The sequence below is a fragment of the Campylobacter pinnipediorum subsp. caledonicus genome, from assembly GCF_002022005.1.
GTDB lineage: Bacteria > Campylobacterota > Campylobacteria > Campylobacterales > Campylobacteraceae > Campylobacter_A > Campylobacter_A caledonicus.
In genome coordinates this window covers 692,879-706,201 of sequence record NZ_CP017258.1, presented here as the reverse complement: position 1 = coordinate 706,201, position 13,323 = coordinate 692,879, and the positions used below count along the sequence as shown (strand labels likewise).

Genomic DNA, 13,323 nt, shown 5'->3' with positions numbered 1-13,323 from the left:
CTATTCCTTTAGTATTAAAATACTATCTAAAAAAACCAATATTTTGCCTTAATTAGCAGAGAATAAATTGCAATTAAGCGAACTATAAATTAATTTTATTTGTCATAAAACAGCTGGAATAAAAAGCTGAGAATTGTCTTTTAGTATTTTATACTGGCGGTTTAAAGTATTAGAAAATAAAGATAAGCCATCTGATCTACTAACATACTCATCAAATGATACAAAATGTAATAAATCATCTTGTTTTGATAAGTGCAAAATAGGATTTTTTTCTTCGTATTTTTTTATCTCTATATTTTTATTAAAAAGAGCGCTAATACTATCAAAATGCTCAGCTAAAGTATCATCTTCATTTACATTATCATCAAAATAATGAAGCTCTATACCTATGTCAAGCTGAGAACAACAATCAAGTATAACAGCTGATTGATTCTCTATATCCATCTTACTATCACCAAAAATAACACCTTGTTTGATATTATTTATAGCAGAATTTCCTATTTTTAATATAGGCAAGGCAAGTGAATGAAATAACTTTTTAAACTTAAAAAAGTAATCATTGCTTGTTATAACAAGACCAATATCAAAATTTACAACATCTCCAACAATATGAGAATTATCTCTTGTATAATAATCTATATTATAAGATATATTTTTATCACTGATTTTACTCACGATTCTATTTAAATTATCGCCCAATGTAGGATTTATAATTTTAAATATCAAACGCCTATTACTAAGCTTTGAGTTTAGATAAAGGCTATTGTCTATTAGCTTTTTTATCTCTTTTTCATTCATGGCTTTCATATCTATAAAAGTATATATATTATTCCCAAAAGGATTTGGAAATTGACCTTTTTCTAACTTAATAGACCTAAAGACATTTCTTAAAACATTAGGGTCACCAACAATAATTAAAGTATCATTTGGAAGTATCATTGTATTATTTTTAGGTAAAATAATATCATTTTGTCTATATATAAGAGCTATACGCCATTTTCTTTGTTGTATAGAACTTAGATGTCTATACATGTAAGAGCTTCCAACTGGAACTTTAACCTCCATTATCTCACCCTCACCAAGACCTATATTATCAGCCAAAATAGGCATATTTGGTAAATATCTTATAAAAATGGATGATAAGATATCCTTAGCATCTATAAATTTAGTATATTTATCATTCTTTATATCTTGTTCAACAACACCCCAAAGACTAAGTAAGATTATCTCTGTTTTTTTACTTATATTTCTTAGGTTTTTGTATATTTCCAAACTTTCATTTTTATCATCTGCAAATATTATAAACTGACTAAAGTTATCTTTTACAATAGCACTTATTTTTGAAAAACTTGTTGGATCAAAATTATAAAATTTAAAATAATCGCTATTATTGTTAAAATCACTCTCTTTTACATTTGAAATTATAGTATAGTAATGTTGATTTGATCTATTTTCAAACAATCTTTTTAAAAAGCCAACAGCAAGATCACCTTGTGCTACTACTAAAATTTTTTCCATATATTCCTCACACCTAAAAAATAACAAATCCTAATTTGTTGGCAATATAATAACAAATAGAACTTAAAATTCCAGCAAAAATTCCAGCCAACACATCATCAAACATAACACCAAAACCACCGATAGTATTTCTATCTACACGGCCTATAATAGATGGTTTTTTTATGTCAAAAAATCTAAAAAATATCAATGACATTATTAATTGAAAATTAGTATCTCCGCTTAAGACTATAGCCAACCAAACACCAACAACTTCATCTATAACAATAATTGAATGATCGTGTATTTTTGTTTTGTTTTCATAAGAATTTATTATATTTATGCTAACTAGAAACAAAAATATTGATAATAAAAAAAGTGTTGTAGAAGAAAAAAAATATAAAATAACCCAAGCAACCAAAGCCCCAGCTATTGATCCAAAAGTCCCAGGCGCCTTAGGCAAAAGACCAACATAGAAAAATGTCAAAAAAAGTCTTTGCATAAACAACCTTTAAATTTTATAAAAATAGAATATGGAGCAAAAGCTCCATAAAAAATTATTTGTCTCTTATATTTAGTTCAGCAATTAACTTAGAATAAGCAGGATAATTTTTGTTTTTAAAATACTTTAAAAGTCTCTTTCTTTTACCTACCATCTTTAAAAGACCAAGACGAGAAGAGTGATCTTTTTTGAAAATTTTAAGATGTTCTGTTAACTCAGATATACGAGTTGTTAATAAAGCTACTTGAACCTCTGTTGATCCAGTATCTCCATCTTTTCTAGCGAATTTCGCAACTATTTCTGCTTTTTTAGCCGAATCCAAAGCCATTATGACCTCCTGATTGGTAAGATTTAAAAGCGGGTATTATATCACAATAAAACATAAAATTAAATAAATTTAATGTTAAAAATATCAATCTTCCCTTAAAAGATTAGATGCTATCAAATCGGCCTTTGCCTTATCATTATCTTTTTTTATACTTTTATAAATTTTATTAATATGATTTTCTAAAATTTCATGACTATTTATAATATCATTTTCTTTATCCAATTTTACATACTCGCCATCTTCTCTTAATTCAAATGCTAATGAATTATCACGAAGTTGAAGTTTTAACATATCAAGCAATCTGTCTTGTAGTTTTTTATCAAAAATAGGTGTCATGAGTTCAAGTCTTCTTTCTAGATTCCTAGGCATCCAATCAGCACTTGATATATATAATTTAGGCTCAGAATGTTTAAAATATAAAACTCTCGCATGTTCTAAATACTTACCTATGATAGATCTAATATAAATATTTTCACTTTGACCTTTAATACCAGGTCTTAAACAACAAACACCTCTTACAATAAGTTCTATTTTTACACCAGCATTGGAAGCCTTGCTTAGTTCTTTTATGATATCACTATCAACTAATGAATTAATCTTAGCTATAATATGGCCGTTTGTGCCTTCATTAGCCTCTAATCTTATCTTTTCTATAATCTTTTCTTTTATCTGAAAAGGCGACATACTAAGGGTTTGAAGTCTGCGGTTTTTATTATATCCAGATAAAATATGAAAAAATGTAGTAGTATCATTTGCAAACTCTTCCTTGCTAGTAAACAAACTAATATCTGTATAAATTTTAGCCGATGAACCATTGTAGTTTCCAGTTCCAAAATGCATATAAAACTTAAGCTTATCATTTACTTGTCTTATTACCTGAGAAACTTTAGCATGAACTTTAAATCCTGTTATACCATAAATAACATGTGCTCCAGCATCTTCAAGAGCCTTTGCCCAGTGTAGATTATTTTCCTCATCAAATCTAGCTTTAAGCTCAACCATTACAGTAACTTGCTTTCCTTCGCTTGCTGCATCGATTAAAGATTGAATTATAGGAGAACTTTTATCAACCCTATAAAGCGTCATTCTTATAGATATAACTTTTGGGTCCTTACTAGCCTCTTTTATAAACTCAACTATTGGATCAAAACTCTCATAAGGGTGCATCAACAAAACATCCTCCTTATCAATAGCATCAAAAATATTTATACTTTTTCCAAAAGGAGGTAATGTTTTTGGAGTATATGGAGTTAAGCAAAGATGGCTAAAATCTCTATTTGAAACAATCTGCCAAAGAGAACTTAAAGTAATTGGAATATTTGAAAAATATATATCTTTATGAAAAATTTTCATATGAGAGTTTAAAAATTCAAGTATATCTGGATCTGCATCGTGAGCTACTTGCATACGAACAAAAGCACCTTTTCTTCGTAGTTTTAAACCTTGTTCTAAAATCATCATAAAATCATCAGCTTCCTCTTCCTCTATTACTATATCAGCATTTCTTGTAACTCTAAATACGCAAGAGCTAATCATTTTATATCCAGGAAAAATCTCTTCGGCGTGTTTTTGAACTATGCTTTCAATAGGAACATATGTATTTTCACAAGCTTGAGTAAAGCGAGGTAAAACACGAGAAATTCTTACCATGCCATATTTTAATGTCTCAGGATGGTTAATATCTGAAAGCTTAACAGCCAAAGAAAAGCTAAGATTATTTAAATGAGGAAAAGGATGAGTTGTATCAACAGCTATCGGGACAATAACCGGCAATATATTTGAAAAGAAATATTCATCACATTTTGATTTTAAATCGTCATTTAATTCATTATAATTTTTTATAAAAAGACCATTTTTACTAAGCTCTTCTTTTGTAGTATTGTAGTGATGCTCTAAAACTTTTTGCTCATTTTGAAGATATTTTCTTATCTCTTTAAGCTGTTCAAGAGGACTCATCTCATCGCTGCCACTAGTTGTTATACCTGCAGCAAATAATTGTTTAAGCCCAGCTATTCTTATCATATAAAATTCATCTAAATTTGTGCTATAAATAGCTAAAAATTTTAATTTTTCAAGCAATGGAAGATCTTTTTCACATTGAGCCAACACACGTGAATTAAACCTAAGCCAACTAAGTTCTCTATTTATAAAAATATTTTGATTTTCCAATACTCAAACTCCTTTAAAACATTAAGAATACTATATGTTTTGAAAAAAACATTTTTTTTGATAAAATAACAAAATATTAATACAAATATTAAAAAAGGAAAATATAATATGTCAGACTACATAACACTTTTAGGTGTTTTTTTAATCTTTATTATAATATTTGCTATTTTTAAAAAAATTTCATTTTAATTTTTTAACTGTTCTAAAAGTAAGCATGCCTGTTTATACTCAAGCTTGCAACTCTTTTTTAATAAAAGCATACTCTTTTTTAAGTTATATTCTTGATCATAATATTTTGAAAAACCATATAATGCTATAGACTCATTATAACAACCTACACCATCATTATTTTGACAAGCATAACTATACAAATTCATAGCTCTTTTAAAATCAGGTGATTTACCATCTAAACCTTTTTCGTAAATTTGTCCTAAATTCGAACAAGCTGTAGCTAATTTTAAATCACACGCTACTTCATAAAAATGTTTTGCTTGTTTAAAATCTTCATCTTTAGTATAATTCACACCTAAATTATTACAAGATATTGCATCTTTTTGATTGCATTTAGATAAAAGATGTTCATAAGCTATATCTTTATCATTTTTAAGATAACCAAAACTTAGTGTCTTTTGCAAAGAGCCACATCCATTTAAAAATAAAAATACAAAAACCAAAAACAGTATTTTTTTCATTAATCAACCTTAAGTTTTTTTTCAAGTCTTTTCATATGAGAACAAGACTTATTAAATCCTCTAAAACAAGCAACTCTATATATACCATAAGCTTTAACTTCATCTTTTTGCACACCAAGTCCAAGCTCATACATAGAGCCTATATTTGCACAAGAAGCCATATCTTGTAATTCACATGCATTTATATAAGCATTTAAAGCCGCTTTATAATCTTGGGCTACTATTTCGCCTTTTCTATAAACATTTGCTAAATTATAACAAGATAAAGCACCTGAATTGTTGCAAGATTGAGTATAAATTTGTATAGTTTTTTGTGGATCTTTACTAACACCAAGACCTTTTTCATAAAGCATTCCAAGATTAGCACAAGAATGTTCAACACCACTATCGCAAGCTCTTTTGTAATACAAAAATGCATTTTTATAATCTTGCATATTTTCAAATACAACACCAATATCATTACAAGTTTCATTATCACCAGATTCACATTTTGGCTTAAGAGATAAAATAATATTATTAGCGGTAATTAGATCTCTTTCTTTTTTTAGTGATATTTTTTCATCTAATTTTTGACTATTATTGATACTATTATCAACATTTTGATATTTTACAGAACAACCAGTATAAATAAACAAACTAAAAAGCAAAAATATAATAATTCTAAGCATAAATCACCACCATATATTAAATTAAACAATATAGTAATTTTACAACTTTTTTCCTGATTTTAAGATAAGCATACTAATTTTCAAGAGTAAAAAATAAAATTATAAGTATTTATAAAATATAGACTTTTAAAGAATAAAATGGGTTTTATAAGAACCCATTTTATTTTATTTGCTTTTAGAGCATCCGCACTCGGGTTTTTTACCATCTTCCATCATATGCATATGATTATGATCCTTTGGCATTTTACCCTTCATCATATGCATATGGCTATGATCCTTTGGCATTTTTTCATCTTTCATTATCTCACACTTTTTATCCATAGAACAACCTTTTTTCATATCAGTTACGTGTTTGTGTTCGTGAGCAACATTGTTACCATGTTGGTGTGACATGTGCGCATTTGCTTTTGGAGCCATCATATCTGAGTTTTTAGCACACCCAGCAAAAAAAGCCAAAGTAGCTAATAATAAAGTATATTTTTTCATATTTTCTCCTTACTTTTATAAAATCAAAATTATCAGTATTCTATAAATTTAATATTTAATTTTAACTTAATATATATATTTTTAAAATTTAAAAGCTATTTTTTGATAAACTTTCAAAAAATATAATAAAAGGTGATAACTTTGAGAAGACTTAGCATTGATGAGGCAATAGACTTAATAGAAAACGCAGAGCTAACTGAGCTAGGAAACCTAGCTTTAGCTAAAAAAAGAGAGCTACATCCAGAAAAGATAACAACCTTCATAGTTGATAGAAATATAAACTACACAAATGTTTGTTGGGTTGATTGTAAATTCTGTGCTTTTTATAGACATGTAAAAGAAGAAGGTGCATATATATTAAGCTTTGAAGAAATTGGTAAAAAAATAGAAGAACTTATAGACATAGGTGGAACTCAGATATTATTTCAAGGTGGTGTCCATCCAAAATTACAAATAGAATGGTATGAGGACTTATTAGAGTATATAAGCAAAAATTATCCAAGCATAACAGTTCATGGATTTTCTGCTGTAGAGATAAGCTATATAGCTAAAATTTCAAAAATAAGCATAACTGAAGTTTTGACAAGACTAAGAAACAAAGGTCTTTACTCTATACCGGGAGCTGGTGCTGAAGTTTTAAGTGATAGAGTAAGAGATATAATAGCTCCAAAAAAATGTGATACGCAAACATGGCTTGATATTCACGAACAAGCACATAAACTAGATATAAAATCAACAGCTACAATGATGTTTGGGACAGTTGAAACCACAAGAGAGATAGTTGAACATTGGTCTTATATAAGAGACTTGCAAGACAAAACCGGCGGTTTTAGAGCTTTTATACTTTGGAGTTTTCAAGGACTTAATACAAAACTTATGCTAGAACAACCTCAAATTAAAAAACAAAGCTCTAATAAATATCTAAGACTACTAGCTGTATCGAGATTATTTTTGGATAATTTTAAAAATATACAAAGTAGCTGGGTTACTCAAGGTAGTCATGTTGGTCAATTAGCACTATTGTTTGGCGCTAACGACCTTGGCTCAACAATGATGGAAGAAAATGTCGTAAAAGCTGCTGGCGCGGCTTTTAGAATGAATCAAGAACAAATGATACAACTAATAAAAGATATCGGGGAAATACCAGCAAAAAGAAATACTAACTATGATATATTGGAGAAATTTTAATGGAAATTTTACATCTAAAAGCCAAAAATGATGATATACCAGTTATCTTTGAAAACTCAAAAGAGTTAAATGTAGCATATCTAAAGCTTATATTTAAGGCATCTGGTGTTTGCATGCAAAAAATACCCGGCCTTGCAAAGCTAAGTGCTATGATTTTAAATGAAGGCGAAAAAGATATGGGTTCTAGCTTATTTGCCAAAGAGCTAGAAAAAAGAGCTATAAGCATGTATGCAAGTGTTGGATTTGAGACATTTACAATAGAGATAAATTGTTTAAAAGAGCATTTTGGTTTTACACTTGATATGCTAAAAAAATTACTTAAAAATCCAAATACATCAGAACAAAGCCTTGAAAAATGCAAAAATATTACTCTTGGAGAGATAGCAAACAATCAAAATGACAATGATTATTTGGCAAGATGTGGTCTTATGCAAATTCTATACCCAGATACAAATCTAGCTACACCTAGCATAGGAACACAAGAGAGTATAGGTTCTATAAAACTCAAAGACATTAAAGATTATTTAAATGACGCGCTAGATCTTAAAAATTTATTTATCGTATTTGGTGGAGATGTTGACAAAGGTGAAATTTCATTATTACAAGATATAACAAATGTAATAAAATCAAATAAAAAATTAAGTTTAGAAAAATTGCAAACAAGCCAAAGAGGCTCGGTAAAAGAGATAATAAAGCAAAGTGAACAAGCATATATCTATTTTGGATCTCCATATAATGTGGCTGAAGATGAAAAATATATGGCAAGTATAGCTACCTTTATACTTGGCGAAGGTGGCTTTGGTGCAAGGCTAATGGAGGAAATAAGAGTAAAAAGAGGTCTTGCTTATTCTGCATATGCAAGAAATTTATTTAACCTAAGTCATTCTCAAATTTTTGGCTACTTACAAACAAAAAATGAGAGCAAAGATGAAGCCATATCAGTAGTTAGAGAAGAATTTACAAAATTTATAACTAATGGTGTAAGTGATAAAGAGTTAGAACAAGCTAAGAAATTCTTACTTGGTTCTTTACCACTAAGACTTGAAACACTATTTAAAAGATTTGCAATAGCTCAAGGGGAATTTTATCAAGGTAAAGAAATTGGTGATTTTCTAAAAGAGCTTGAAAAAATAAAAAATCTAAAATTAGATGATTTAAACAATTTTATAAAACAACACGATGAGATAACAAAGCTTAGTTTTTGTGTTTTAAGAAATGAAATTTGAAACCAAAGACAAAGTAGAATTAAGCAAGATAGGGGTTAGTTCACTTCTCGATCTAGCTCTTGTTTTGCCAAAAAGCTTTGAAGATACAACAATAACCAAAGCCCCAAAAAGCGGGCAAGTATGTATAAACATAAAACTAAACATTATAAATAAAACAAATAAAGGAATGATTTTAGCAACAGCATTTGCACACGAATGGGGTTGCGATGTAAAGATAGTTATTTTTAATGCAAAAGGTTGGCATTTTTCGGTTTTTAAAAGCGGAAAAGAGGCCACAATAACTGGTATTTGCTCTTTTGCTTATAATAATTGGCAAATAACAAATCCAAAAATAATAACCAAAACAGATCAAATCATACCAAAATTTAAAACTGATTTAAGAGATGAAAAAGTAAAAAATTTAATAGAAAAATATATAAATAAAGAGAATCTACTATCTTGTGGTCTAAACGATAAAGAGAGTGATTTTTTACTTTCAATCCAAGAAAACTCACAAAAAAGCATAGCAATACTAGAAGATATAAAAAAAGGAAAATCAGAGTCTGATATCTTGAAATTTGTTGAAATATTTAACTATGTAAAAAAATTAGGCACAAAAAAAACATACTTTAAAAATAAAAAAATAGAGCTATTTGAGATAAAAGATTGGATAAATAACCTACCTTTTAAACCAACTTTAGATCAGATAAATGCAATAAAAGACATAAGACAAGACCTGATAAGCAAACAAGCAAAAAGAAGAGTCGTAATGGGTGATGTTGGAAGTGGAAAGACTCTTGTAATGTTAGCTTCTGCGCTTAGTGTATATCCAAATAAAGCTATACTAATGGCGCCAACTAGTATACTAGCTGATCAAATTTATAATGAGGCCATTAAATTGCTTCCAAATTTTATATCAATAAAACTAGTAAAAAGTGGTGAAAAAAATATAAATTTTGATGATACGAATCTAATCATAGGAACACATGTATTACTTTATCAAGAGTTGCCAAAAGCTGTTTTAGTAATGATAGATGAGCAGCATAGATTTGGTTCAAATCAAAGAAATAAGATAGAAGAGATAGTAAAAGATGGTGAAGCTCGTGCAACTTTTATACAATTTTCAGCAACTCCAATACCAAGAACATTGAGTTTAATTCAATCATCACTTGTAAATTTTAGCTTTTTAAAACAGATGCCGTTTGAAAAAAATATTCATTCGCAAATTTTACAAAATAACGATTTTAACAACTTATTATCTCATATAAAAAAACAAATTGAAAAAAACAAGCAAATAATTATCGTATATCCATTAGTAGAAAGTTCAGAGACTTCAAATTATCAAAGTTTAAATGAAGCAAAGGATTTTTGGATTAAAAATTTCAAAAATGTATATTTTACGCACGGGAAAGACAAAGAAAAGGAAAAAATCTTAAATAAATTTAGAGAAAATGGAAATATATTATTATCCACAACGGTGATAGAGGTTGGAATTTCATTACCGAGACTATCAACAATACTTATAGTTGGAGCTGAAAGGCTTGGACTTGCAACACTTCATCAGCTCCGTGGTAGGGTTGGAAGAAATGGCGGAAATGGATTTTGCTTTTTATATACAAAGCTAAAAAATCCACCAGAAAGATTAAAGGAATTTTGTGATACATTAGACGGTTTTAAAATTGCCGAAATAGACTTAAAAAATCGCCAAAGCGGCGATATATTAAATGGAACTGTTCAACATGGGGCAACTTTTTTATATTATAATTATGAAGAAAATATAACACAATTAGCACTAAAAAGATTAGGAAAAACAAATTGAAAACTTATATAAATCTTTTAAAAAATGATACAAATTTTAGAATTTTAAGTATAGTTCAACTTATATGCTACTTTGCGGCTTGGTTTTCACACACTGGTATTTTTACACTACTTATAGATCTAAAAGCACCTGTTTGGGCTATAACAATAAGTGCCGCAATGGCATTTTTGCCTGGTGTTTTTTTAGCACCTTTTAGCGGGGTTTTTATAGATAAATTTTCACCCAAACCAATGCTTGTAATTATGCTAATTATAGAAGCGATTTCAGCCTTAATGCTTTTATTTATAAACACACTTGATTTATTATGGCTACTTTTAATATTAATATTTATAAGAATGGGTGTGGGGGGAGTATATTTTCAAGTTGAAATGAGCCTACTTCCAAAAATTTTAAAAAAGCAAGATCTTAAAACTGCAAATGAGATACACTCCGTGATATGGGCTGTTGCATATACGGCTGGAATGAGTATGGCTGGAATTTTTATACATTTTTTTGGAATAAAAGCTGCATTTTTGTTTGATTTTTCTTTATATATAGTTGGTTTTTATTTCTTGTTAAAACTAGATGTTAAGAGTATAAAACAAAAGATAACAGAGCCAGTATTTCAAATGCTAAGCAAAGGATTGAAGTATATAAAAAACAATAAACTAATACTTCATCTTATGCTAATACATGCATTTGTTGGACTTACTGCTTATGATGCACTCATTGCACTTTTGGCCGATTATAAATACAAATTTATCCTCTCGGCATCTCTTGCAATAGGGCTAACCAATGCTTCAAGAGCTTTTGCTCTTATGGTAGGACCTGCTATTTTAGGCAAGTTTATCAATAACAACAACCTTCATTATTTTTATGTATTGCAAGGTGCCGGGATAATACTATGGTCGTTTTTACAAAATAATTTTTATATAGGTTTTATAGGAATGTTTTGCGCTGGTTTTTTTTACATCAACTCTTTGGAGCTACACTTATACACTTATACAACAAAACTGTGATGAAAATTTTTATGGAAGAGTTATAGCATATAACGATATGTTATTTTTAGGAGCTAGTGCTTTAATGTCTTTATTTATAGGATTTTTATTTAATTATGGTGTGAGTTTAAGAATGATAACTATTTTAATGGGTCTTTCATTTGTTGTAGGAGCTATTTATTATTATAAAATTTTCAAAAAATATGAGATAAAATAAACTCAGCTATAAAAAATAGCTGAGTTTTCAACTCTTAGTGTAAAAAGTGTCTTACACCTGTAAAATAAAGAGCTATACCATGTTCATCTGCTGCTTGTATAACCTCTTCATCTCTGATGCTTCCGCCTGGTTCTACTATACATTTAACACCAACGGCATTTGCTATATCTATGCTATCTCTAAAAGGAAAAAATGCTTCACTAGCCAAAGTGCAACCATTTAAATCAATACCCAAATCCTTAGCTTTAGCAACAGCAGCACGAGCAGCATCTACTCTACTTGTCATACCCATTCCTATAGCTACAACTGCACCATTTTTAGCATAAACAACACAATTACTTTTTGTAAGAGCTGCTACCTTCCAAGCTATATCAGCATCTTTTAGTTCAGACTCGCTTGCAACTTTTTTACTAACTAGCTTCATATTTTGCAACTCTTCATCTTTAACAAAATCTCTTTGCTGATATACAAATCCACCATCAATATGTTTAAAATCATATTTATCATTTGCTCTAACTAAAAATTTATTATTTTGAGTAAAAATTTTAATGCGTTTTTTGCTCTCAAAAACCTTTAATGCTTCATCTGTAACATTTGCAGCTATTATAACCTCTACATAAATTTCATTGATTTTTTTAGCTAACTCTTCATCCAATGTCCCATTTATAGCAACAACACCACCGTAAGCTGAAACAGGATCGCATTTTAAAGCTTCAATATAACTTTCTAAAAGAGTGCTTTTTACAGCAAATCCGCAAGGATTGGCGTGTTTGATGATAGATACAGCTGGAAGTTCATCAAAACTAGTAGCAAGCATCAATGCGCCATTTATATCCGTTAGATTATTGAAACTAGCTTCGCCTTTTAAGGCTGTAAAATTGTGTTTAAAGAAATATTCAAATTCATACAAAGCACCATCTTGATGTGGGTTTTCACCATATCTTGTATTAAACACCTTACTACCAACTATAAACTTATAATCTCCAAAACCACCATTAAAACGCTCATTCATATAATTTGCTATCATACAATCATAACTTGCGGTATGTTCAAAAGCTTTTATCATAAGTTTTTTTCTGAAATCAAAATCATCTGTTTTAGTTTTTATGCGATTTAAAATTTCATCATAATCAACAATATCAGTAACAATTATAACATCATTGAAATTTTTTGCAGCACTTCTCACCATAGCCGGACCACCGATATCTATATTTTCTATTATTTCAGAAAAATCATCGGTGCGTATAATTGTTTGCTTAAAAGGATATAGATTAACACATACTAAGTCTATACCGCTTATATCATTTTCTTTGGCTTGTTTAACATGTTCATTATTATCACGCTGATGTAAAATAGCACCATGAATCTTAGGGTGCAATGTCTTAACTCTACCATTAAACATCTCTGGACTTTTTGTAATATCAGCCACCTCTATCGCTTTTATATTGTTTTCACACAAAAGCTTATATGTGCCACCGGTTGAAACTATCTCATAACCAAGCTCACAAAGACCTTTGGCAAACTCAACAATGCCATCCTTATCGCTAACACTAAGCAAGGCTCTCATCTATACTC

The 13,323-nt window shown here is 29.1% G+C and carries 11 protein-coding genes and 1 pseudogene; 4 read left to right on the top strand and 8 right to left on the bottom strand.

Annotation, left to right across the window (positions count from 1 at the left end; translation table 11 throughout):
* Positions 1-102 precede the first annotated feature (102 nt).
* The 7 genes from CPIN18021_RS03630 to CPIN18021_RS03600 form a co-directional block, all read right to left on the bottom strand.
* Positions 103-1,518, bottom strand: a complete 1,416-nt coding sequence (locus tag CPIN18021_RS03630; protein ID WP_078424420.1) for a COG3400 family protein — start codon at positions 1,516-1,518, stop codon at positions 103-105.
* 13 nt (positions 1,519-1,531) lie between these two features.
* Complete coding sequence (locus CPIN18021_RS03625) at positions 1,532-1,999, bottom strand: phosphatidylglycerophosphatase A family protein (RefSeq protein ID WP_078424419.1); 468 nt, start codon at positions 1,997-1,999, stop codon at positions 1,532-1,534.
* 55 nt (positions 2,000-2,054) lie between these two features.
* Positions 2,055-2,327 (bottom strand): 30S ribosomal protein S15, encoded by a 273-nt coding sequence (rpsO, locus tag CPIN18021_RS03620; protein WP_069632424.1) that lies wholly within the window; start codon positions 2,325-2,327, stop codon positions 2,055-2,057.
* 84 nt (positions 2,328-2,411) lie between these two features.
* A complete protein-coding gene (locus CPIN18021_RS03615) occupies positions 2,412-4,496 on the bottom strand; it encodes an RNA degradosome polyphosphate kinase (RefSeq protein WP_078424418.1) in 2,085 nt (694 codons plus the stop codon).
* Positions 4,497-4,681: 185 nt separating this feature from the next.
* Entirely contained in the window at positions 4,682-5,188 is a 507-nt protein-coding gene (locus CPIN18021_RS03610; protein WP_078423183.1) for a tetratricopeptide repeat protein, read from the bottom strand.
* Positions 5,188-5,856 carry a tetratricopeptide repeat protein gene (locus CPIN18021_RS03605; RefSeq protein WP_078423182.1) on the bottom strand — a complete coding sequence of 223 codons (669 nt, stop codon included), beginning with the start codon at positions 5,854-5,856 and terminating at the stop codon, positions 5,188-5,190. Before CPIN18021_RS03605 ends, CPIN18021_RS03610 begins: the two co-directional genes overlap by 1 nt.
* 165 nt (positions 5,857-6,021) lie before the next feature.
* The gene (locus CPIN18021_RS03600; RefSeq protein WP_078424417.1) at positions 6,022-6,342 is read right to left on the bottom strand and encodes a hypothetical protein; all 321 of its coding nucleotides are present in this window, start codon (positions 6,340-6,342) and stop codon (positions 6,022-6,024) included.
* A gap of 141 nt (positions 6,343-6,483) precedes the next feature.
* Here CPIN18021_RS03600 and CPIN18021_RS03595 point away from each other — a divergent pair, with 141 nt between their 5' ends.
* From CPIN18021_RS03595 to CPIN18021_RS03580, 4 genes and pseudogenes are all read left to right on the top strand, one after another.
* Positions 6,484-7,530, top strand: coding sequence for a dehypoxanthine futalosine cyclase (locus CPIN18021_RS03595; RefSeq protein WP_078423180.1), 1,047 nt, complete (start codon positions 6,484-6,486; stop codon positions 7,528-7,530).
* A complete protein-coding gene (locus CPIN18021_RS03590; RefSeq protein WP_078424416.1) occupies positions 7,530-8,756 on the top strand; it encodes a M16 family metallopeptidase in 1,227 nt (408 codons plus the stop codon). The genes CPIN18021_RS03595 and CPIN18021_RS03590 overlap by 1 nt, the downstream gene beginning before the upstream one ends.
* Entirely contained in the window at positions 8,746-10,554 is a 1,809-nt protein-coding gene (gene recG, locus CPIN18021_RS03585; protein ID WP_078424415.1) for an ATP-dependent DNA helicase RecG, read from the top strand. The genes CPIN18021_RS03590 and recG overlap by 11 nt, the downstream gene beginning before the upstream one ends.
* Positions 10,551-11,748, top strand: a pseudogene (locus CPIN18021_RS03580) (MFS transporter). The gene recG and the pseudogene CPIN18021_RS03580 overlap by 4 nt, the downstream one beginning before the upstream one ends.
* 34 nt (positions 11,749-11,782) lie before the next feature.
* Here CPIN18021_RS03580 and purH read toward each other — a convergent pair.
* On the bottom strand, positions 11,783-13,315 hold the full coding sequence (gene purH, locus CPIN18021_RS03575) for a bifunctional phosphoribosylaminoimidazolecarboxamide formyltransferase/IMP cyclohydrolase (protein ID WP_078423176.1): 1,533 nt from the start codon (positions 13,313-13,315) through the stop codon (positions 11,783-11,785).
* Between the last annotated feature and the right edge of the window lie 8 nt (positions 13,316-13,323).

Coding starts and splice junctions, on each gene's coding strand:
- CPIN18021_RS03630 (WP_078424420.1), bottom strand. CDS start 1,518: ATGGAAAAAATTTTAGTAGTAGCACAAGGTGATCTTGCTGTTGGCTTT.
- CPIN18021_RS03590 (WP_078424416.1), top strand. CDS start 7,530: ATGGAAATTTTACATCTAAAAGCCAAAAATGATGATATACCAGTTATC.
- recG (WP_078424415.1), top strand. CDS start 8,746: ATGAAATTTGAAACCAAAGACAAAGTAGAATTAAGCAAGATAGGGGTT.
- CPIN18021_RS03605 (WP_078423182.1), bottom strand. CDS start 5,856: ATGCTTAGAATTATTATATTTTTGCTTTTTAGTTTGTTTATTTATACT.
- CPIN18021_RS03610 (WP_078423183.1), bottom strand. CDS start 5,188: ATGAAAAAAATACTGTTTTTGGTTTTTGTATTTTTATTTTTAAATGGA.
- CPIN18021_RS03625 (WP_078424419.1), bottom strand. CDS start 1,999: ATGCAAAGACTTTTTTTGACATTTTTCTATGTTGGTCTTTTGCCTAAG.
- CPIN18021_RS03600 (WP_078424417.1), bottom strand. CDS start 6,342: ATGAAAAAATATACTTTATTATTAGCTACTTTGGCTTTTTTTGCTGGG.
- rpsO (WP_069632424.1), bottom strand. CDS start 2,327: ATGGCTTTGGATTCGGCTAAAAAAGCAGAAATAGTTGCGAAATTCGCT.
- purH (WP_078423176.1), bottom strand. CDS start 13,315: ATGAGAGCCTTGCTTAGTGTTAGCGATAAGGATGGCATTGTTGAGTTT.